Below are 22,742 nucleotides of genomic sequence, written 5' to 3'. Positions count from 1 at the left end.
CCCTTCAAAAAATGAAAGTTACAGGCTTTTCTTTTATTCGAAATGCACAAATTTATGATTATCCGATTGTAGAGGCGATTACGTCTATATTGCCGCTGTGCGATGATTTTGTCGTGGCGGTTGGAAAGTCTGATGACAATACATTAGACCTGATTCGTAGCATTGCGCCCGAAAAAATTAGAATTGTAGAAACGGTTTGGGATGATTCGCTACGCGAAGGAGGACAAGTATTAGCCATTGAAACCAATAAAGCATTTCAGGCGATTGCCGCCGAAACAGATTGGGCTATTTATATTCAGGGCGATGAGGTGATTCACGAAAAATATTTGCCCGAAATCCGAAAGGCCATGCAAGCAAATCTGAATAACTCAGAAATAGACGGTTTGCTTTTGAACTATTTACATTTTTATGGTTCTTACGATTATGTGGGGGCTGCTTCGCGGTGGTATCGTCGCGAAATTCGGGTGGTGCGCAACAACAAGAAAATTTACTCGTACCGCGATGCGCAAGGTTTTCGTAAAAACGATAATGAAAAATTACGCGTAAAACTCATTGATGCGTATGTGTATCATTATGGTTGGGTAAAAGAGCCTGCCGCCATGCAACGCAAGCAAGAAAACTTTAATAAATATTGGCACGATGATGCTTGGGTGGACAAAAACATAGCCAAATCTGATGCTTTTGACTATTCGCAAGTAGATGCACTCAAAAAGTTTGACGGGACGCATCCGCAAGTAATGCACGAGCGAATTGCTCAGAAAAATTGGAAGTTTGATCACGATCTTTCGTACAATAATTATAAGACAAAAGATAAAATAAAGTTTTTTATAGAAAAGGTTACGGGATATAGGATTGGAGAATATAAAAACTATAAAATCGTTTAAATATCAATGAATTATCGCTCTTTTGGATTGCTCGGATTAGTGCTCCTGTTGCCTATGGCATCGTGGGCACAGCGTTGGAAAGATGTTTCTTCATTAAATGAAATGAATAAGGTTTATTACGTTCAAAAACCGAATGTAAAAGCCTGTAAGGAAGGTAAATTGTCTCCTATTTTGTTGCAAAGCACTGTCAATTACATTAACCAAATTCGGGCCTTGCATGGTTTGTTGCCTGTGGTACTAGACGAAAACGCCAGCGAAGAATCACAAAAGGCTGCTTTGATGTTGGCCGCTAATAAAAAAGTGGATCACCACCCACCAACCTCATGGAAATGTTACAGCAAAGAGGGGGCAAATGGCTGTGCGACGAGTAACTTGTTTGCGGGGGCTGGTTTTTGGGGAATGGCAAGAGCCGTAGAAGATTGGATGATAGATGAGAGTGTTTCTAATTTAGGTCATCGCCGTTGGTTGCTTACGCCTTCACTCAAATCGGTGGGCGTGGGTTTTGTATCGGATAGCCTTGGCACTGGTGCAATAATCAAAGTAATGAAAACTGCTGAGACATATTCGGCGCAAGAGTTAAATATTACGCCCAAAATGTTTGTGGCCTGCCCTTTTGAGAAATACCCAAGTTATTTGTTCAAAGAGAATTGGTTACTGTCTTTTACCGTGCCTATTATGGAAGGCGTGAATTTAGATAAAGCCAAAATTACGGTAACGGGCAATAATCAACGCATGGAAATTTTGGATAAAGAAATTGATGAGGTGCTTTATGGCGGTGGCCCTACGTTGATGTGGAAAGTTAAAGGCCTCGTGCCCTCACAACGCTACGAAGTGAAGATAGATAAAGTACAAATAAATGGAAAGCCTCAATCCTATAGCTATTGGTTTGAGCTTGTGCCCTAAATTACCGCGCCGACGGATTGGCGCAACTTTGTTTGCTGGTGCTGGCACAACTGCAACCCGAAGGGCAGCCGCTTGCACTTTTAGTGGCCGATTTGAAACGCTTAGATACCAAGTTGTAGAGGTAGCTAACTGCCGCGCTGAAAAGCAAAAACACTATAATATTTTGTAACATAACAGATTTGGAAATAACTTTAACCTAAAATCTAAACACATTCCATTCCGATTTGGTGCGTATCGGCAAGATTTGTACCCTGAAAATAACTACTAAGAAGGTTAAAGGCCTGATTTTGAATTATTAATAAATATGAAAATTTCGATTATTACCGTTGTATTTAATGGAATTGAGACGTTAAAGAATTGTATAGATTCTGTGTTGGGGCAAAAATACGACGACATCGAGTACATAATTATTGACGGAGCTTCTACGGATGGCACTGTTGAGTTGGTGAAAAGCTACGGCGATAAAATCAGTAAGTTTGTCTCTGAGCCAGACGGAGGCCTTTATTTTGCCATGAACAAAGGAATCGCTTTGGCTACTGGCGAGCTTATCGGAATTTTGAATGCAGATGATTTTTATGCAGATAATCAAGTAGTTACAGACGTAGTCGCGCATTTGCATCATCATCCCGCCGACAGCGTTTATGCCGATTTGCTGTATGTGAATAAAGACGAACCCACCAAAGTAGTACGTTATTGGAAATCAGGGGTTTTGAAAAGTCGCCGCCAATTTGTGTTTGGTTGGATGCCGCCCCACCCTACTTTTTTTGTCAAAAAATCGGTGTACGAACGTTGCGGAATGTTTGATACGCAGTTTACCAGTGCCGCCGACTACGAACTAATGTTGCGTTTTTTGTACAAAGAACATATTTCGGCTACCTATTTGCCGCGTGTTACTACGCTTATGCGCGTTGGTGGCAAAAGCAACCAGAACATTAAAAACCGCATTCACGCCAACAATGAAGACAAACTCGCTTGGCAGAAAAACGGCTTGCCTTTGCGTTTTTATACCATGTGGCTCAAACCCGCGCGTAAACTTCCCCAATTCTTTAAGAAATATAAAGAGTAAAATAACCTATGCGTCGCGCAAACGAGTGCATTTTGTGGAGGCTTTTTGGCTAAGTTTCAAGAATCTTTCGCAATTTTGCAGCGTTTTTCTTTGGGTAAAATTTTCGCCCAAAGGAACTTACTTGCAACAAATTCCTTTGACAAGAACGTAAGGTGTGTAATCTCAGGCAAGAGATTACGTGTTAATTGTTTTTTCGCATCATAATTCAAAATATTCAATGAAAGATTTTATTAACAATGATGATATTCTCCGTGCGCTGGCTACGGTCGAAGAACCAGACCTCAAAAAAGACCTTGTGAGTTTGGGAATGATTAAAGACATCGTGTTGGGTGTGGGTTCTGTGAAATTTACGGTGGTGCTTACTACGCCAGCTTGTCCGCTCAAAGACCTGATTCGCCAACGCTGTGTAGATGCCATTCACAAACACGTAAGCCCAACGCTGGACGTACAGGTAGAAATGACCGCCAACGTAACGTCTGCACGCAGCGGAGAAGCATTGTTACCGAATGTAAAAAATATTGTGGCCATTTCTTCGGGCAAAGGTGGCGTAGGTAAATCTACGGTTACTTCCAACTTGGCTTTGGCTTTGGCACAAACTGGCGCAAAAGTAGGTTTGATTGATGCCGATATTTCGGGGCCTTCTATTCCCGTGATGTTTGGTGCTGAAAATGCGCAGCCAGAAGTGATGCAAATTGATGGTAAAAATTATTTAGTTCCGATAGAAAAATATGGTGTTAAGTTGCTGTCTATTGGCTTCTTGACTCCCGCCGAACAAGCAGTACCTTGGCGCGGCCCAATGATGAGTTCGGCTTTGCGTCAGTTTATCGGCGATTGTTATTGGGGTGAGTTGGATTACTTGCTCATCGACTTGCCTCCAGGTACAAGCGACATTCACCTTACTTTGGTGCAAACCGTGCCCGTTACAGGTGCGATTGTGGTTACTACACCGCAAAAAGTGGCTTTGGCCGATGCGCAAAAAGGATTGAATATGTTCCGCCAACCAAACATTAACGTACCGATTTTGGGTGTGGTAGAAAATATGGCGTATTTCACGCCTGCCGAATTGCCAAACAATCGTTATTATATTTTTGGTCAAGGTGGCGGCCATGCTTTCGCTGAGCATTACAATATTCCGTATTTGGGCGAAATTCCGTTGGTGCAACGTATCCGCGAAAGTGGCGACGAAGGCCGCCCTGTGGCTTTGGACGAAAGCAGCCAAATGAGTGCAGCTTTTGCAGGTTTGGCGCAACAAGTAGCGCAACAAGTAGCTTTACGCAATGCCAACGCCGAAAAAACAAAAGTTGTCGAAATTAAAGCGTAATCGCTTTTTTTACCCATAAAGCGCAACCCGCCTCAAAAGTAACTGACTTCTGAGGCGGGTTGCGCTTTGATAAACCTTTGTATAAATAATATCTTGTGAGATGATCACGGTGCTTGACTTTTATTTAAGGAAAAGTAAAAACGCCTTGCTCTTTACTTTTAGATATAATACTCATCGCCCAAAAGCCAAAAGAGCTTCATTTCGAAAATTTCGAAAATTATACATGACACTACTACTCTTATCGATATATTTGCACCGTAAAACAGCAAACACAAGTCTTTTTTGTATTCTGTATAGTTTTGTTCAGCTATCAGGAAGGTCGTTTTACGCTCAAAAACATTATTTCTAAAAAATTGTATGACAAATAATCTTGCTCCCGCAAACGACAAAAAAATTCTGTGGATTATCGGTGTGCTATCGGTGGTAATTCCGATTGTGGTAGCTGTGCTGCTTTTCATGCCTCAAACAGGCAATTTGGGCGATCTTGACGTTTCTTTTTTGCCACACCTGAATGCCGTACTTAATTCTGCGACGGCTATCGCCTTAGCGATGGGATATTATAAAATCAAAACGGACAAACCTGCCGAACACCGCATGTTGATGCTGTCGGCATTTGCTTTGTCGTCTATTTTCTTGGTTTCGTATGTGTTGTATCACTTTCAAGCACCTTCTACGCGCTTCGGTGACCTCGACCACAATGGAATTTTGTCGGAATCGGAACTTTTAGCGGCAGGTTACGTTAGGTACATATATTTTGTACTATTGTTGGCGCATATTATATTGGCGGCGGTAATCGTTCCGTTTGTGTTACTTTCTATTTATTTTGGCCTTACAAAACAGATTGCACGTCATAAGAAAGTTTCGGCTTATACGTTTCCACTTTGGCTTTTTGTAGCCATTTCGGGTGTGATTGTTTATTTGATGATTAGTCCTTATTACGGCCATTGAGCCTGATAAGAACGAAAACTTTAAATACTATTTTATGAAAAATGTATTGAAAATCACGTTTTTGGTCGTTGCCATGATGCTTTTGTGGCAAATAGATAGCGTTGCGCAATGTGCGATGTGCCGTGCAGTAGTCGAACATAACGTTACGTCTGGCAACACAAAAATTGGTGCGGGACTCAACACAGGTATTTTGTACTTGATGTCTGTGCCTTACATCACGTTTGCGGTGCTGGGCTATCTTTGGTATAAACATACACAGAAAGAAAATGCAAACAAGACCAAAATTGCAGGCTCTCGTTGAGGGTCGATGTCCGCGCTGCGGCGAAGACAAATTATTCTCACATAGTGCGTTAAGTCTCAAAAATTTTGACAAAATGCACACCAACTGTTCTAACTGTGGTATGCGCTACGAGATAGAACCAGGCTTTTTTATTGGTGCAATGTATGTGAGTTATGCCATTACTGTTGGCATGATGCTCGTAACGGGCTTTTTGCTTTACCACTTGGCAGGGAACCCTGAAGCGTGGGTGTATATCACGACTGTAGTCGGGCTTTTTATTATGACCTTGCCGCTTATTTTTCGGACGGCGCGAATTATTTACATTTATTCGTTTTCGGGAGTGGACTACGAACCCGAAAAATATTTGAAAAAGGCTTCTTAAGACCTAAAAACCAGCTAATTGTGGGTGTCGTGCAACTTTGTGCGATGCCCTTTTTATTTTTGATTCTAAAAAGCTAATTTTGCCCCAAAAATTTAATACAAAATATATTTTTTTATGGCTAATACATCAGACCTTTCAAGAGGTTGCTTTATCCGTTATAACAACGAGTTGGTTCAAGTGCTTGAATACGAACACCGTACACCTGGTAACTTGCGTGCTTTTTACCAAGTAAAAATGAGAAACGTAAAAACTGGTAAGTTGGTAGAAAACCGCTTCCGTGCTGGTGAAGATATTGACTTGGTACGTGTGGATTTCCGCGAACTTCAGTATGTTTATAAAGAAGGTAATGCACTTGTTTGTATGGACAACGAAACTTACGAACAACTTTACATTGACCAAGTTTTGTTCGGCGACGGTTTGCAATTCATAAAAGAAGAGATGAACGTGAAGATTGCTTTCGATGGCGATTTGGCCATTGCTGCCGAACTTCCGCTTACCGTAGAGCTTGAAATTACTTATACAGAACCAGGCGTAAGAGGCGATACTGCTACGCGTACGCTTAAGCAAGCAACCGTAGAAACAGGTGCTACTATCAACGTGCCTTTGTTCGTGAACACTGGCGACCGCGTAAAAGTAGATACACGCACTGGCGACTATATCGAACGCGTTAAATAATCGGGATTTTATTCATTCCAAACAAAAAAGCGTAACTCCGAATCATCAGAGTTACGCTTTTTATTTTATTAAAAATTTAGCTGGTTATTCAAAGCTAATATCAAAAGGCAAACGCGCTTGTACGCCTCTGATTTCTTGCAAATGCTTGATTTGGCGCACATAAGGAGCAAGCTCACCGTATTGCGCATTGAAAATACGTGCGTCTGCTTCGTTGTTCAAATCGCTCATGATTTTTTCAAAGAAACTTTGCGTAGCAGGCAATTGCTTGATGCGGTATTCGCCTTCTTTCAATTTGGCTTCCGAAGCCGCCAACTTAATGGCATCGTCTAAGCCACCCAACACATCAACCAAACCTTTTTCTTTGGCTTCTACACCCGACCATACGCGGCCAGAAGCTACAGCACGCAAATCTTCTACTTTCATGTGGCGGCCTTCGGCGGCTTTGCTCGTAAACTCGCCGTAGATTTTCTCTACGCTTTGTTGAATTACTTTGCGTTCGTAAGCTGTCAGCGGACGAGTCATATTGCCCAAATCCGAAAACTCACCTGTTTTCACGCCGTCCATCGTAACGCCCAATTTGTTGTTCAATAATTTTTGGGTGTTGAACATCATGCCAAACACACCGATAGAACCCGTAATAGTAGTTGGTTGTGCTACGATTTTGTTGCAACCCATCGCCATGTAATAACCGCCAGAAGCTGCCACATCGGACATAGAAGCGATAATTGGTTTTACTTTTTTGGTAAGCATCACCTCGCGCCACATTACGTCGGAAGCCATTGCGCTACCACCTGGAGAGTTAATGCGCAACACCACTGCTTTTACTTTTTTGTCCAAACGCGCTTTGCGGATAGCTTCAGCGATGCGGTCAGAGCCGATTACCTCATCGCTGCCTTTGCCCGACGTGATTTCGCCCGAAGCAAAAATTACAGCTACGCGGTCGCCACTGCCTTTGCCTTCGTTAAGTTCTGATTTTTCGTCGTCAGCTTTTTGGTAGCTGCTAAGGCCGATAAATTCGATTTTGTCGTCAGCTTCGATTTTGAGCAATTTGCGCAACTCGTCTTGCACTTCGTCGTAATAGCCTAAGTTGGTTACGATTTTGTATTTGAGTGCGTCGGCGGCATCGCGCACCAACATTGAGTCAGAAATTACTTCTAATTGTTTGCGGTCAATTTTGCGTGATTCGGCTACTTTGTCCAAGTAGTGATTATAAATGGAGTTGAGGAATGACGTAGTTTGTAGGCGGCTTGGTTCGCTCATTTTGTCGAGGAAGAAAGGCTCAACGGCACTTTTAAAATCACCTACTTTAAAAATTTCAGGCTCTACTTCCAATTTTGCCAACGTTCCTTTGAAGAAAGTAATGTTGGAACTGAGGCCGTTAATTTCCATCAAACCCGCAGGATTAAGGTAAATTTTGTCGGCAACGGAAGCTACATAATACGCGCCTTCGCTGTACATTTCGCCATAGGCAAGAATGAATTTGCCTGATTTTTTGAAGTCGATCAAGGCGTTACGAATTTCTTCTAACGAAGCAAAACCCGCACGCACCGACGACATGTCTAAATAAATGCCTTTGATATTGTCGTCTGTTTTGGCTCTGGCCAACGTCTTTTTAAATTCTACGATACCGATTCCGCCTTCATCGTTTCCGACAGGAAGATTCAAATCTTTGAACGGATTATCGCCGCTTTCGCGCTCTACGATAGGGGCATCAAACGAAATTTTTAGCACAGAATTTTCTTCTAGAATTGGCGCATCACCTTTGGAAGCAGACGCGGCAATGCCCACGAAAAGCAGAAAACCAATGACCCATGTAAGGAAAATCCCTACCACTGTGGCCAATACATATTTCAGAAATTGCATAATTTTGAGGGGGTTAGTATGATAATAATGGTAAACTTTAAATTTTTATCGTTACAATATTAGATGATATAAATCGAAAACCCGTGTTTATTCTTTACTAAAGGTATAAAATAAAGGCTAAAGGCTGTTTTTACGGACGAATTATAAATTAAGTTATTACCTTTGAAGACCTTTACTTCAATTATTTTAACACATGGGCATTAGAATTGTGTTCATGCCACTACACGAGTATTTAACCCAATGAAAATACAAATTTCGGCTGTTATTATTGCTTTTAACGAAGAAAAAAACATTGCTCGTTGTTTGCGTTCTTTGCAGGGCGTGGCAGATGAAGTAATTATAATTGATTCATTTTCAGTAGATAAAACCGTAGAAATAGCCACCTCGTTGGGTGCAAAAGTGCAACAACGCGCTTTTGATGGCTACGCTTCCCAAAAAAATTATGGCAATGATTTGGCTCAAAATGACTGGATTCTGTCGCTTGATGCCGACGAAGAGTTGAGTCCAATACTGAAAGAAAGCATTTTGCAAGCAAAAGCCAATCCACAAGCCGACGCGTATAAATTCAATCGCGCTATTTTTTATTTTAACCAATGGATTAGGCATGGCAACAGCTACCCCGATTGTAAAGTGCGCCTTTGGAATAAACAAAAAGGTAGTTGGGGCGGTGGCAGCGTACACGAAACTTTGCAGCTTACGGCAGGGACAAAAACTGCAAAATTAGCAGGCGATTTATATCATTATTCGTATGAATCGGTGGAGGCGCAAGCCGCACAAGGCAACAAATATACAAGCCTTGCGGCAGCGGATATGTTTGCTTCGGGCAAGCGTGCGACTTGGGGAAAATTACTGCTGAGTCCAGTTTCTAATTTCCTGAAAGGCTATTTTTTTAGAGGTGGTTTGCTGGACGGCAAACAAGGTTTGGGCGTGTCGGCCATGTTTGCACATGGTGTTTTTCTGAAATATCTAAAACTTTTTGCTTTGCAAGAATCGTTCAAAATATCGCTGATTATTTCTACTTACAACCGCAAAGATGCTTTGGAATTGGTATTGCTTTCGGTGCTACAACAAACCCAAATGCCTTTTGAAGTAATTGTAGCAGATGACGGATCTCGTGCTGATACACAAGAACTTATAGCGTCATTTCAATCAAAATTTTCTGTGCCACTTCGCCACTGTTGGCACGCTGATGAGGGTTTCAAACTTTCTCAAATTCGTAACAAAGCGATGGCCATGGCGCAAGGCGACTATTTGGTAAGCATAGATGGCGACATGGTCTTGAACCGCCATTTTGTCGCCGACCAACGTGCCTTGGCGCAAAAAGGATTTTTTGTACAAGGTTCGCGCGTGCTGCTTTCGGATGAAAAAACCAAAGAAGTATTAGCGCAAAAAAATATAAATATTCGGTGGTGGGACTCTGGTATTAAGAACCGATTTAATGCGATGCACATTCCGTTTATGATGCGCCGAATGGCCAAAAAACGTGACGATATTCGCGCGATTCGGGGTTGTAGTATGGCCTTTTGGCGCGAAGACTGCATCCGAATCAATGGGTTTAATGAAGCGATAATCGGGTGGGGCAGAGAGGATAGCGAATTTGCGGTACGGCTGATTAATAGCGGCGTGTATCGGCACAATATCAAATTTGCGGCAGTGGCTTACCACTTGTATCATCCCGAAAATAGCCGCGCCACATTGCCCGAAAACGACCGTATTTTGGCCGATGCCATTGCCCACAAAGCGACTTATTGCGAAAAAGGCATCAATGCTTATTTGTCTTAACTATTGATAAAGAGATAAAAATGAAATTCATTGTATCTATACCTGGTTTGGCGCACACTATTCCCATGAACCATTATGTTCCACAGGCTTTGCGCAGTTTGGGGCATGAGGTGATTGTCTTTAATCACGAACGAGACAATTGGGTAGAAAAAATTCGCGAGAAAATATCTAAACCTGCATTCTTGGATTACAAAAACGAGCAGCTACTTCAGCTCATCGACCGCGAAAAACCAGACGTATTTTTTAGTATTTATGGCCGCACGCAAACGGCTGAAATAATCCGAAAAATCAAAAGTAAAAAGATTTTGACGGCTTCTTGGTGGCTCAACGACCCATTTCAGTTGGGTTTTGAGGCAGCACCCGCCGCTGAATACGATTTTTATTTTACCAATAGCCTTTACACGCACGACGATTACCGCAAAAAAGGCGTTCAAAATATTTATTTCTTGCCCGTGGGCATTATGCCCGAGTTGCATAAACCCATGACGCAGCGTCAGTACAAATATGACGTGCTGTTTGCGGGAGACCACAAGCCCAATCGTGAAGAAATATTGGCCGATTTGGTGAAAAAAGGAATTAAAGTAGCCATTATGGGGCCTTGGAAAGCTCGCAAAATGAAATACGATGATATTTTGGCTCCTTATTTTATCAAACGTTCGTTTTTTACGCCCGAAGAAATGGTGCAGGTTTTCCAACAATCCAAAATTGTATTGAATGTTCATACATGGTTGGATTTGTGCGATTATGGCGTAAATCCCCGTTTGTTTGAAGCCAGTGGCAGTGGCTCGTTTCAGCTTTGCGACGACAAAAAAGAAATTTCGATGTTGTTCGAACCGCAAAAAGAAGTGGTTTTGTATAAAAGTCCAGCCGAGTTGCCAGCACTTATTGAGTATTACTTGCAGCACGACCAAGAGCGCGAAGCCATTGCAGAAGCTGCTTATCAACGTGTTGTGCGCGACCATACCTACACGCAGCGCATGCAAACTGTTCTTGATTTAATAGCAAAATCCAAAAAATAAAAGCCTGCAAAAAAAGAAACCATGCCTACAACCCAACCAAATTATTGGATTATGCAAGCCTATGGCCATGTTGGTATTCTCAACGAGGCCAAATATGCGCTGCTTTCGTTTTTGGCTGGTACGCCCGCCGACAAATTGCCGCAGATTATTATTTATACCGACCAACCCGCATTTTTCAAATTGTTTGAGCACTATGTTACTTTCAAAGCGATAGATAAACAATTGATTAAGGAGTGGAGCGGCGAAATTAATTTTGTACATCGGGTCAAAATCAAGATGTTACAAGATTTTTGGGCTACGCACACACACGGCAATTTGTTATACACCGACACTGATGTAACATTCCTAAAATCAGTGCCCGCACTTTTTGAGGCCATCGAACAAGGGACATTTTTAATGCATGTGTCGGAAGGGGCTATTTCGCCAAAATCAAACCTGACTATCAGTAGGTTGTACAAATTTTTCAAAACAAATCCGAAAGAATTGGCGCATTTTTGGGCAGCAGCAGACCCCACTACGCTCCAAATGTATAACGCGGGTGTATTGGGAATGAATTCGGGTATGTTGCTTGAAGACGTGCTTAGGCTCACCGACGATATGTACAAGATTTTTGAACGACACATCGTAGAGCAATTCGCGTTTTCGTATTATGCCCAAACCAAAGCCCCTAAACTGATGGTAGTGAATGATTTTATTTTCCATTACTGGAATTTTAAGGAGTTTCGAGGCGTATTGGCCGATTTCTTTACCAAATATGAAGGAGAATCTTTGCAAAAACTCATAGCATTGCACACACTTTTGTTGCCGCAAGACATGGAAAAGCCCAAACGCGCCTACGAAGCATTGAGTTTTTTGCCACGTACATTGCGCAAATTGTCGGGCAAACGCTGGACAATGCCGCCGTATAGATTTTAGATAATCAAATGACTAGCTATTTGTTGTGGGTAGTGGTGCAACCGTTTTTTCCAACCGAAATTCAAAGGTTGTGCCTCGCCCAATTTTGCTACTAACGGTGATTTTTGAGCCGTGCGCATCAATGATTTGTTTGACGATGGCCAGCCCCAAACCCGTACCGCCTTTGTCTTTCGAACGACTTTTGTCTATGCGATAAAAGCGTTCAAAAATGCGTTTTTGGTGTTCTTCGGCAATGCCCGGCCCGTTGTCGCGCACCGTGATGCTTACAAAATCTTTACTCGACTCCAAGCCCACGATTACTTTCCCATTATCATTTCCGTATTTAATGGCGTTTTCGATAAGGTTAATAAGCACCTGCCCGATGCGGTTCACGTCGCCCAACACCCAATATTTTTTGTCGGGTTTGCTGTCCAGCTTTAAAGTAGTGTTACGTTTTTGTGCTTTCTTTTCCAATTGCTCAAAAATATCATTAATCAATTCGCTTATTTCTAACGGTTTGATTTTCATAGTAATATAACCCGTTTCCATTTGCGAAAGCGTAATGAGGTCTTGCACCAGGGCTTCCAAACCGTCCAAACTTTTAGCGGCTTTTTTCAGAAATTGGTCACGAACTTCTGGGTCGTCGGCTGCGCCGTCCAGCAGCGTATGTACAAAACCTTGCGCGGCAAAAATCGGGGTTTTCAGTTCGTGCGAGATGTCGGCCAAAAATTCACGGCGATAGTTTTCTATGCGTTTTAGCTCGTCAATTTCTTGTTCTTTTTTGCTGGCATAACGCATCATCTCGTCATTGATTTTGCGAATTGGCTCAATAGAACCGAAGCGGCTTTTGGTGAGCTTAAAGTCTTTCCGACGGAGCTTTTCGATGGCGGCGTGCAAATTCTGCAACTCCCTGAACACGAGATATTCCATCGAAAAATAACTAAGCATAAACGCCGACACAAACGACATGACAGCCGCCAAAATCAGGGCGTTGGTCGGTGTGTTATCTATTAGCGAAACAAAAGCCGTCGTAACACCCGACACCACCAAAGCCAAAATCGCCGAAACTACTCTCGAATTGAACATGAATTAATAGCAGAATTTTTGTTTGCAAAGTTTTGCTAATAGACAAATTACAGCGCACTATTCCAAATTTCCCATGCTTTTTCGGCCTGCAAATGCAACATTTCTAAACCGTTGGCCACGTGTGCGCCTGCGGCTTGGCCTTTTTGCATGAACAGTGTTTCAGTTGGGTTGTACACCAAATCAAACAGCAAATGGCGTGGTGTAAGTTGCTCGTAAGGCAAAGGCGGACAAGTTTCGGTGTTCGGATACATTCCCAGCGGGGTAGTGTTAATGATGAGCGTGTGCGTTTGCAAGGCTTCCGCCGTGATGTCTTCATATGCCCAAACGCCGCCGTCTTTGGCTTGTCGCGAAACTTCCCGAAAATCAATGCCCAAATCCTGCAAAGCCGCTTTTACGGCCTTGCTCGCGCCACCAGTTCCCAAGATAAAGGCTTTGGTGTGCGTGTTGTTATGGATTTGAATATTTTTCTCTAACGACAATTTAAAGCCATAATAATCTGAATTATAGCCAATTAATCGCCCATCGGTTTCTACTTTAATCACATTCACCGCACCAATGCGTTGAGCGGCTTCGTGCAACTCGTCCAGAAACGGAATAACGGTTTCTTTGTGTGGAATGGTTACGTTTAGGCCGCTCAAATGCGATTTGCGCGAAACCAACACAGGAAAAAGCTCAATGTCTGGCAACGGGAAAAGCTCATAATACGCGTCTTTGATTCCTTCGCGAATGAATTTTTCAGTAAAATATTTTTTAGAAAACGAATGAGAAATTGGGTATCCGATAAGGCCGAATTGTCGCATGAAATAAGTTTGGATAAACAAGCAATTGATTATGGTGTCAAACCTTTAAGTCCCAAAGACTTAGAAGGTTTGACTAAAAATGATTAACGTCTGCCGCCGCGTCCGCCACCACTGCTACGCCCGCCATTTCCGCCGCGCGAATTGCCTGCACCGCTACCTCCTTTGCCTTTGCTAGCCGCAGGTTTGCGCGTGCCGCCGCTCGTACTTCTTGGTTTTTTATTGGGCGGTGGCAAATTTTTGGCTTTTTTCTCATGAAAAGCCCCTTGAAATGTTGGGTCTTCTTTTTTGCGTTGGTTGTCTATGTTACGCAACATATTTTGGTTTTCTTCAAACGGCGTGCTGGCCACTTCCACATTGGGCGGCAAGGGTTGGCGCGGAATACTCATGCGAATAATCGACTCAATTTTGGCGATGTGGTATTCCTCATCTTTGGTCAGGAACGTAAAGGCTTGCCCTTCGTTATTGGCGCGACCCGTGCGGCCAATTCGGTGTACATAATCTTCGTAAATAATCGGTACATCAAAATTGATTACGTGCGAAACCATGCTAATGTCCAAACCTCTGGCCGCTACGTCGGTGGCTACCATCACGCGCACTTGTCCGTTACGAAACGCATCCATTGTATTGATACGCGAGTTTTGGCCTTTGTTGGCGTGCACCACACCCACACCTTTCCAAAAGTGTTTTTGTAGGAATTTATACAAATCTTCGGCAGTGTGTTTTGTTTTCACGAACACAAAAACACGCGGCGCGGCTTCTTCATCTTTAATCAGATGCAAAAGCAAATTGCGTTTGGTTTCGATGTTGGGCACTTCAAAAAGCACTTGGTCGATGGTCTCAATCGTGGACGATTGCGGAGCAACTTCTATGCGTGTCGGATATTCCAAAAACTCTTCAGAAAGCGTTACAACCTTGTCGGGCATGGTGGCCGAAAACAACAGATTTTGGCGTTTGCGTGGCACGACTTCGAGTATTTTGCGGATTTGGGGCATAAAACCCATGTCCATCATTTTGTCGGCCTCATCGAGTATCATGGTTTTTATTTCTTTGAGAATAATATCACCTCTCAAATACAAATCCAAGAAACGGCCAGGCGTTGCCACCAAAATATCAATGCCTTTGGCGATGGTCATAATTTGGGTTTTGGGGCCAATTCCGCCATAAATAACCGTATGCCGTATGTCGGTATGGGCGGCCAAAAGTTTAATGTTATCATCAATCTGCATGGCCAACTCGCGCGTGGGAGCAAAAATAATGGCGCGAGGGTGTAGGCCTTGTGCATACTTAATTTTCATGAGGAGTGGCAACAAAAACGCAGCGGTTTTGCCTGTTCCTGTTTGGGCTATACCCAAGATGTCGTGGCCTGCACTGATGGCAGGAATGGCCTTTTCTTGGATTGGCGTAGGGGCTTCGTAGCCCAATTCTTCGATAGCCGTCAGTAATTGTTTATTGAGTTCAAAATCTGCGAATGTCATTGCAAAAACAAAAGAAATGAAAAGAAAATAGTCATAATTTGCTGACTATCAGTAGAAAAGTATAAAATTGTTTTTTTATACAAAGATTTTTTTATGAATAATTAATTAAAGTTTTATGAATTATTTCACTTTAAATATTTTTTTTACAAATTTACCACACTTTAAAAGTTTGTGGTCAATGGTAAACATCTATCATCAATATCAAATGATGAAGCAAAATCATTTGATTGTTTCGTATAGCGGTACGCTCAACGGGGAGCTTATTGCCTCTCTGCTTCAGCTTTCTGATGCAAAGCTGAAGGAGCAACAAGTCAATGTACGGAAAAAAAAGAATATCATCAATATTCTGATAGAATGCTTACAAAATATCTTTTATCATTCCGAAATGGAACTTCCTGCCCTGAAAGAATGTATTCTAATGCTCAGTAAGCAAGATGACGAGTATGTTATTTACACGGGTAATTATTTGCGCCAAGACCGCGCCAAGGTATTACAAGCAAAATTAGAAAAAATCAATCCATTATCCCAAGAAGAAATACATCAACTCTATTTGGCAACGTTAGATAGCGGTCAGATTTCTGCCAAAGGTGGAGCTGGTCTGGGAATCCTCCGAATCATTCGGGAGTCAGGCCAAAAACTTGAATATGCTATCGAAAATATAGATAACGAACACGCTTTTTTAGGTTTGCAAATAAAGATTGGCTCACTTTGCGAGTCTGCGTAATTCTTTTTAGTCAAATATCTTTTAACTCATTGGCCAGAATCCCTTGAACACATGGAAAAAATAATATTAGAGGCTACGCCCACCACACCACAAATCATCTTAGACCCCGCAGGACGTTTTGAATTTGGAGGCAAATCCTTGCCAGAAAACTCCTTTGAATTTTATAGACCAATTTTAGAGTGGCTCGACGAATTTAACAAATCCTACAAAGGTGATTTTCCTGTTTCTCTTAGCTTTAAGTTAGAATATTTTAATACTAGTTCTACTTCGCATTTCCTGAAAATAATCAAAAAAATAGACGCGTTGTTTGCCAGCGGCTACGATGCCAGTATTTTTTGGTTTCATGACCCCGACGACGACGACATGAAAGAAGCAGGGGAAGATTTTCGCCAATTGGTGCGCATTCCTATCAATATTGTGGCAGAAGACATTCCGCAAATGCCTAATGAATAAGTAAAAGGGATTTGGCAAGCATTTTGTTTAAGGGGTAATAACTTCTTTGCAGATAGCAGCTTATGCAGCAAAATTTGTTGCATAAGCTGCTACTTTTTTTGCGCAGATTGTTGTATTTTTGCTGTTCGTATAATAAACTGTAAAGACAAGTGGCAGAACAAAAAGACAATTATTCGGCAGATAATATACAAGTCCTCGAAGGGTTGGAAGCTGTGCGCAAACGCCCAGCTATGTATATCGGTGATATTGGCATCAAAGGCTTACACCACCTGATATGGGAAGTAGTGGACAACTCCATAGACGAAGCATTAGCAGGCTATTGTACTAACATTGAGGTATTTATTAACCCCGATAACTCCATTACCGTAACCGACAACGGACGTGGTATCCCTACGGGCATACACAGCAAAGAAGGCCGTTCGGCGTTGGAAGTTGTACTCACTGTGCTACACGCAGGCGGTAAATTTGACAAAGATACATACAAAGTTTCGGGCGGTTTGCACGGCGTGGGTGTTTCCTGTGTGAACGCACTTTCTACGCATTTGCGTGCGACCGTACACCGCGAAGGCAAAATTTTCCAACAAGAATATAGCTGCGGTGCGCCGCTTTATCCCGTAAAAGTAGTTGGCGAAACAGACCGTACAGGTACAATTATCGACTTTACGCCTGATGCCAGCATTTTTACCATCACCGAATACAAATACGATACGGTTGCTTCGCGTTTGCGCGAACTTTCGTACCTGAACAAAGGCATACACATTTCCTTGACGGATTTGCGCCAAACCGACGACAACGGCCAGCCTTTGGGCGAAGCGTTTTACTCGGAAGGTGGCTTGCGTGAGTTTGTGGAATATCTGGACTCGACACGCGAAAACCTGATTCCTGAACCAATTCACATGGAAAGCGAGAAAAACGGAACGCCTGTAGAAGTTGCTTTACTTTATAACACTTCTTACACCGAAAACGTATTTTCGTATGTAAACAACATCAATACCATCGAAGGCGGTACACACGTGGCAGGTTTCCGTCGCGCCCTTACGCGTACACTCAAAAACTACGCTGACCGTTCGGGTATTTTGGAGAAAGAAAAAATTGAGATTACGGGCGACGACTTCCGCGAAGGCCTAACGGCTGTAATTTCGGTGAAAGTGGCCGAGCCACAATTTGAAGGCCAAACCAAAACCAAACTCGGTAACTCCGACGTGATGGGTGCGGTAGATGCCAGCGTCGCCGAAATGCTCGATACGTATTTGGAAGAGCATCCGCGCGAAGCCAAACTCATTGTTAGTAAAGTGATTTTGGCCGCCAAAGCACGCCACGCTGCCCGCAAAGCGCGTGAAATGGTGCAACGCAAAAACGTGTTGTCGGGTTCGGGTTTGCCTGGCAAACTGGCCGACTGCTCGGAGTCTGACCCTGCGGTTTGCGAAATATACATGGTGGAAGGGGATTCGGCTGGTGGCTCTGCCAAACAAGGCCGTAACCGTGCATTTCAGGCGATTTTGCCGCTTAGAGGTAAAATCCTGAACGTAGAAAAAGCCCAAGAACACCGCATTTACGATAGCGAAGAAATCCGTAACATTATTACCGCGATGGGCGTTTCGTTCGGAACTGCCGACGGCGAGAGAGCTTTGAACCTCGAAAAACTACGTTACCACAAAATCATCATCATGACCGATGCTGACGTGGACGGTAGCCATATTCGCACGCTTATCCTGACGTTTTTCTACCGCTATATGCGCGAAATCATCGAAAACGGTTATCTGTACATTGCTCAACCGCCATTGTATTTGGTGAAAAAAGGCAAAGAAGAGCGTTATTGCTGGACAGAAGAGCAACGCGAACAAGCCGTGCGCGAGTTGGCCAAAGAAGGCCGCGAAGATTCGGTAGGTATTCAGCGTTACAAAGGTTTGGGTGAAATGAACCCCGAACAACTTTGGGAAACAACCATGAACCCTGAAAAACGCACGCTAAAAGTCGTAACCATCGACTCGGCAGCCGAAGCAGACCATTTGTTCTCGATGCTGATGGGCGATGAGGTTGCGCCGCGCCGTGAGTTTATCGAACGCAATGCGCGTTACGCCAAAATTGATGTGTAATTAGCTCATATACAAAACTTTAAAAACCTTATAGACTATAAATCTATAAGGTTTTTTATGCGCTATTTAATCTGAAAAATTACAATTAAATAATTTCGAGACTATCTATGATTTTAAGATTTTGCTGTCTTAAAATCATAGATAGTGTTATTTTGAAATTTTTATAAATTTAATACGCCAAATTCGGAGCCAGCCAGCGTTCGGCTTGCTCAAGGCTCATGCCTTTGCGTTGGGCGTAGTCAGCTACTTGCTCTTTGGTGATTTTGCCTAACCCAAAATATTTGCTTTCGGCACTGGCAAAATACCAGCCGCTTACCGCCGCCGTTGGCCACATGGCGTAGCTTTCGGTCAGTGTAATGCTTGTATTTTTTTCTACCTCCAACAAATCGAAAAGCGTGCGTTTTTCGGTATGGTCTGGGCAAGCAGGATAACCTGGCGCAGGACGAATACCGACATATTCTTCTTGGATAAGTTGCTCATTACTAAAGTTTTCGTTGCGAGCATAGCCCCAAAACTCGCGGCGCACGCGTTGGTGCATTAGCTCGGCGAAGGCTTCGGCGAGGCGGTCGGCTAAGGCTTTGGCCATGATGCTGTTGTAGTCGTCGTGGTCGGCCTCAAAACGCTGTACCAAATCGTCCAGCCCGATGCCCGTCGTAACGGCAAAACCCCCGATATAATCCACGCGTTCGGCTTGCGTCGGTGCAACAAAGTCCGCCAAACAGAAATTCGGTAGATTCGCGGATTTAGCATTTTGTTGGCGCAAGAAGTGCAGTTTGGTTTTCACGTCCAACACCAACGGATTTTGCTCGTTGGCTTTCGGTACAAAAATCGTGTGCGTATGGCTGCCGTGCGCGTCGCAAGGTGTGGTTACGGTTTTGGTATCAATATCGTAAAGAGTAACGTCGTCGTGGTCGGTGCTATTGGCTGGATAAAAACCAATGACCGCATTGGCTTTCAGTAGTTTATTGTCAATAATTTGTTTGAGCAATGCTTGTGCATCGGCATAAACTTTACGCGCCTGCTCGCCTACTACGGCATCTTCTAAAATTTTGGGGAATTTGCCATAAAGCTCCCACGTTTGGAAAAACGGTGTCCAGTCGATGTACGTGGCGATTTCGGCCAAATCATAATTTTCAAATACCCGATTTCCCAAAAAACGCGGCTTCGTGATGTCGGCTTTTGCCCAATCAATGGCCACTTTGTTTTGGCGAGCTTGCTCCAACCCAATCAAATTTTTGGCTTGTTGGCGGTTGGCGTGGTCAGTGCGTAGTTGGTCGTATTCTTTGCTAATTTCTTGTTTAAAATCCGAATACATTTCTTTGCTGGCCAACTTACCCGCTACGGGTACGCTGCGGCTCGCGTCGAGTACGTGCACGACAGCCCCCGAATAATGTGGCGCAATTTTCACGGCTGTATGCACGCGCGAAGTCGTTGCGCCGCCAATCATCAAAGGCACATTAAACTTCTGGCGTTCAAGCTCTTTTGCTACGTGTACCATCTCGTCGAGCGAAGGCGTAATCAGGCCACTAAGCCCAATAATATCTACTTTTTGTTCTTTGGCGGCGGCCAAAATCTTTTCTGCCGAAACCATTACGCCCAAGTCGATAATTTCGTAATTGTTACAACCCAACACCACACTAACTATGTTTTTGCCGATGTCGTGTACGTCGCCTTTCACGGTGGCCATCAGGATTTTGCCTGCCGTCTGGCTGCCCAAACCCTCGCCGCCGTTGCGTTGCTTTTCTTCTTCAATGTAAGGCAACAAATAGGCAACGGCTTTTTTCATTACACGCGCCGATTTTACCACTTGCGGCAAAAACATTTTTCCTTCGCTGAACAAGTCGCCCACTACGTTCATGCCGTCCATGAGTGGCCCTTCGATTACCTGCAAAGGTCTGTCGAAAAGTTGGCGGGCTTCCTCTACGTCTTGGTCTATGTAATCCACCACACCTTTTACGAGTGAGTGCGTAAGTCGCTCTTGTACAGTGGCTTTTCTCCAAGTTTCGTCTTTTACTTGTTCTTTGCCTTTGGCTTTAATATTTTCAGCAAAACTAACCAGTCGTTCGGTTGCATCGACTCTGCGATTCCATAACACATCTTCTACGAGTGCGAGCAAATCCGCTGGAATGTCTTCGTACACGGCAATCATGCCCGCGTTTACGATGCCCATGTCCATGCCCGCTTTGATGGCGCGATACAAAAACGCCGAGTGCATAGCTTCGCGCACTACGTCATTTCCCCTAAAACTAAACGAAATATTGCTTACGCCACCGCTCACTTTGGCATAAGGCAAATTTTTCTTTATCCATTCCGTCGCGTTCACGAAATCCACCGCATAATTGTTATGTTCCTCAATACCAGTGGATACAGTCAAAATGTTCGGGTCAAAAATGATGTCTTCGGGCGGAAAACCAACTTCATTCACCAAAATATTATAGGCTCTTTGGCAAATGGCAATACGGCGTTCATAGCTATCGGCTTGGCCTTGTTCATCGAAAGCCATCACCACCGTAGCCGCGCCATATTTCTGAATTTTGCGGGCGTGTTCCTTGAATTTTTCTTCTCCTTCTTTCAGGGAAATAGAATTAACAACGGCTTTGCCTTGTACGCATTTCAAACCCGCCTCAATTACGCTCCATTTGGACGAATCTATCATAATCGGGAGCTTGGCAATATCTGGCTCAGAGGCAATTAGATTCAAAAACGTAGTCATGGCCGCTTCCGAATCCAACATTCCTTCGTCCATGTTTACGTCTATGAGTTGCGCCCCGCCTTCTACTTGCTGACGCGCTACGGCCAGCGCATCTTCGTAGCGGTTTTCTTTAATCATACGCGCAAACGCTTTAGAGCCTGTTACGTTGGTGCGTTCGCCGATGTTTACAAAATTACTTCCTTCAAAAATTTTGAGCGGTTCTAAACCACTGAATTTGGGTAAATGCTCATGCGCAGGCACTTGGCGCGGTTTGTATTTGGCCGCCACGCGTGCAATGGCCTGAATGTGGTCGGGCGTAGTGCCGCAACAACCACCAATAATATTTACAAAATTGTTTTGTAGAAAATCCTCTATCGTGGCCGCCATCGTGTCGGGTTGCTCGTCGTATTGCCCGAACTCGTTGGGCAAGCCAGCATTCGGGTAAGCCGACGTAAAAAACGGAGCTTTATCGGAAAGTTCTTCCACGTAAGGGCGCAACAAATCCGCACCCAACGCGCAGTTGAAACCCACCGACAACAAAGGCACGTGCGAAACCGAGTACAAAAACGCCTCTACCGTTTGGCCAGAAAGCGTGCGACCGCTTGCGTCGGTAATCGTACCCGAAACCATCACAGGCAAGCGTGGTTGTTGTGGATTTTTATCAAAATATTCTTCAATGGCAAAAAGAGCCGCTTTGGCATTGAGCGTGTCGAAAATGGTTTCGACCAACAAAATATCTGCGCCACCGTCCACCAAACCGCGTACCTGTTCGGCGTAAGCCTCTACGAGTTGGTCGAAGGTTACGGCGCGATAACTTGGGTTGTTCACGTCGGGGGAAATGGAAGCCGTGCGGTTGGTTGGCCCTATTGCGCCAGCCACAAAACGTGGCGAAGCCTGCGGATGCGCGGCCATGTATTCGTTTACGGCTTCTTTGGCCAAACGCGCCGACTCAAAATTGAGTTCGTACACCCAATGTTCCATTTCGTAGTCGGCCATCGCGATAGACGTTCCGCTAAACGTATTGGTTTCGATGATGTCCGCGCCTGCTTGCAAATATTGCAAATGTATTTCCTTGATAATGTGTGGCTGCGTGAGCGAAAGCAAATCGTTGTTGCCTTTCAGTTCGCGCAGAAAATCTTTGAAACGCTCGCCTTTGTAGTCGGCTTCGGTGAGGTTGTAGCGTTGAATCATTGTGCCCATTGCGCCATCCAACACCAATATTTTTTGGGTGAGCAATTGGGGTAATTGTGTGTGATTGCTGGTATCTGCGGTAATCGTTCCCATGTATTTTTTATAAAAAAAGCCTAAACAGATTTATCCGAAAACTTCGGCAAAAGGCTACAGTACAAAAAGATGCAGGGAAGTGTGGGCTAACCAAACTTTATTGTAAAAGTTTGTC

The 22,742-nt window shown here is 43.7% G+C and carries 20 protein-coding genes; 14 read left to right on the top strand and 6 right to left on the bottom strand.

Annotated elements, in window-relative coordinates:
• The first annotated feature begins 11 nt into the window (after positions 1 to 11).
• Positions 12 to 884 carry a glycosyltransferase family protein gene (locus BM090_RS12350; protein WP_091513353.1) on the top strand — a complete coding sequence of 291 codons (873 nt, stop codon included), beginning with the start codon at positions 12 to 14 and terminating at the stop codon, positions 882 to 884.
• Between the two features lie 6 nt (positions 885 to 890).
• Positions 891 to 1,787 carry a CAP domain-containing protein gene (locus tag BM090_RS12345; RefSeq protein WP_091513349.1) on the top strand — a complete coding sequence of 299 codons (897 nt, stop codon included), beginning with the start codon at positions 891 to 893 and terminating at the stop codon, positions 1,785 to 1,787.
• 1 nt (position 1,788) lies between these two features.
• On the opposite strand, the gene BM090_RS18175 is transcribed toward BM090_RS12345, so the two are convergent.
• Positions 1,789 to 1,959, bottom strand: coding sequence for a FeoB-associated Cys-rich membrane protein (locus tag BM090_RS18175; protein WP_143083964.1), 171 nt, complete (start codon positions 1,957 to 1,959; stop codon positions 1,789 to 1,791).
• A gap of 132 nt (positions 1,960 to 2,091) precedes the next feature.
• Between BM090_RS18175 and BM090_RS12340 the strand changes: the two genes are divergently transcribed.
• From BM090_RS12340 to efp, 6 genes are all read left to right on the top strand, one after another.
• Positions 2,092 to 2,853: a glycosyltransferase family 2 protein gene (locus BM090_RS12340; protein ID WP_091513346.1), complete on the top strand. Its 762-nt coding sequence runs from the start codon at positions 2,092 to 2,094 to the stop codon at positions 2,851 to 2,853.
• 217 nt (positions 2,854 to 3,070) lie between these two features.
• Entirely contained in the window at positions 3,071 to 4,174 is a 1,104-nt protein-coding gene (locus BM090_RS12335; protein ID WP_091513343.1) for an Mrp/NBP35 family ATP-binding protein, read from the top strand.
• Positions 4,175 to 4,531: 357 nt separating this feature from the next.
• Entirely contained in the window at positions 4,532 to 5,122 is a 591-nt protein-coding gene (locus BM090_RS12330; protein WP_091513339.1) for a DUF420 domain-containing protein, read from the top strand.
• A gap of 34 nt (positions 5,123 to 5,156) precedes the next feature.
• Positions 5,157 to 5,423: a hypothetical protein gene (locus BM090_RS12325; protein WP_177199924.1), complete on the top strand. Its 267-nt coding sequence runs from the start codon at positions 5,157 to 5,159 to the stop codon at positions 5,421 to 5,423.
• Entirely contained in the window at positions 5,389 to 5,784 is a 396-nt protein-coding gene (locus tag BM090_RS12320) for a DUF983 domain-containing protein (RefSeq protein ID WP_245756723.1), read from the top strand. Before BM090_RS12325 ends, BM090_RS12320 begins: the two co-directional genes overlap by 35 nt.
• A gap of 114 nt (positions 5,785 to 5,898) precedes the next feature.
• Entirely contained in the window at positions 5,899 to 6,459 is a 561-nt protein-coding gene (efp, locus tag BM090_RS12315; RefSeq protein WP_091513333.1) for an elongation factor P, read from the top strand.
• 84 nt (positions 6,460 to 6,543) lie between these two features.
• Here efp and sppA read toward each other — a convergent pair whose 3' ends face one another.
• The gene (gene sppA, locus BM090_RS12310) at positions 6,544 to 8,322 is read right to left on the bottom strand and encodes a signal peptide peptidase SppA (RefSeq protein ID WP_317040744.1); all 1,779 of its coding nucleotides are present in this window, start codon (positions 8,320 to 8,322) and stop codon (positions 6,544 to 6,546) included.
• A gap of 240 nt (positions 8,323 to 8,562) precedes the next feature.
• On the opposite strand from sppA, the gene BM090_RS12305 reads away from it, so the two are divergent.
• From BM090_RS12305 to BM090_RS12295, 3 genes are read left to right on the top strand one after another with little or no spacing between them, the layout of a single operon-like run.
• Entirely contained in the window at positions 8,563 to 10,104 is a 1,542-nt protein-coding gene (locus BM090_RS12305; RefSeq protein WP_091513326.1) for a glycosyltransferase family 2 protein, read from the top strand.
• Positions 10,105 to 10,124: 20 nt separating this feature from the next.
• On the top strand, positions 10,125 to 11,123 hold the full coding sequence (locus BM090_RS12300) for a CgeB family protein (RefSeq protein ID WP_091513321.1): 999 nt from the start codon (positions 10,125 to 10,127) through the stop codon (positions 11,121 to 11,123).
• Positions 11,124 to 11,144: 21 nt separating this feature from the next.
• On the top strand, positions 11,145 to 12,038 hold the full coding sequence (locus BM090_RS12295) for a hypothetical protein (RefSeq protein ID WP_143083963.1): 894 nt from the start codon (positions 11,145 to 11,147) through the stop codon (positions 12,036 to 12,038).
• A 12-nt stretch (positions 12,039 to 12,050) separates the two neighbouring features.
• Here the strand turns inward: BM090_RS12295 and BM090_RS12290 are convergent, their stop codons facing one another.
• The 3 genes from BM090_RS12290 to BM090_RS12280 form a co-directional block, all read right to left on the bottom strand.
• Complete coding sequence (locus tag BM090_RS12290; protein ID WP_091513314.1) at positions 12,051 to 13,103, bottom strand: sensor histidine kinase; 1,053 nt, start codon at positions 13,101 to 13,103, stop codon at positions 12,051 to 12,053.
• 47 nt (positions 13,104 to 13,150) lie between these two features.
• Positions 13,151 to 13,903, bottom strand: a complete 753-nt coding sequence (locus tag BM090_RS12285; RefSeq protein WP_091513310.1) for a shikimate dehydrogenase family protein — start codon at positions 13,901 to 13,903, stop codon at positions 13,151 to 13,153.
• 83 nt (positions 13,904 to 13,986) lie between these two features.
• Positions 13,987 to 15,378, bottom strand: a complete 1,392-nt coding sequence (locus tag BM090_RS12280) for a DEAD/DEAH box helicase (RefSeq protein WP_091513306.1) — start codon at positions 15,376 to 15,378, stop codon at positions 13,987 to 13,989.
• Positions 15,379 to 15,493: 115 nt separating this feature from the next.
• On the opposite strand from BM090_RS12280, the gene BM090_RS12275 reads away from it, so the two are divergent.
• The 3 genes from BM090_RS12275 (at position 15,494) to gyrB (ending at position 18,651) form a co-directional block, all read left to right on the top strand.
• Entirely contained in the window at positions 15,494 to 16,102 is a 609-nt protein-coding gene (locus BM090_RS12275) for a SiaB family protein kinase (protein WP_317040743.1), read from the top strand.
• Between the two features lie 51 nt (positions 16,103 to 16,153).
• Positions 16,154 to 16,555, top strand: coding sequence for a DUF1987 domain-containing protein (locus BM090_RS12270; RefSeq protein ID WP_091513300.1), 402 nt, complete (start codon positions 16,154 to 16,156; stop codon positions 16,553 to 16,555).
• Positions 16,556 to 16,704: 149 nt separating this feature from the next.
• Entirely contained in the window at positions 16,705 to 18,651 is a 1,947-nt protein-coding gene (gene gyrB / locus BM090_RS12265) for a DNA topoisomerase (ATP-hydrolyzing) subunit B (RefSeq protein ID WP_091513296.1), read from the top strand.
• A 169-nt stretch (positions 18,652 to 18,820) separates the two neighbouring features.
• On the opposite strand, the gene metH is transcribed toward gyrB, so the two are convergent.
• Entirely contained in the window at positions 18,821 to 22,627 is a 3,807-nt protein-coding gene (gene metH, locus BM090_RS12260) for a methionine synthase (RefSeq protein WP_091513292.1), read from the bottom strand.
• Between the last annotated feature and the right edge of the window lie 115 nt (positions 22,628 to 22,742).

Source organism: Flexibacter flexilis DSM 6793, assembly GCF_900112255.1.
Lineage (GTDB): Bacteria > Bacteroidota > Bacteroidia > Cytophagales > Flexibacteraceae > Flexibacter > Flexibacter flexilis.
The sequence above is the reverse complement of the archived record's forward strand: the minus strand, read 5'-3'. Positions and strand labels throughout refer to the sequence as shown.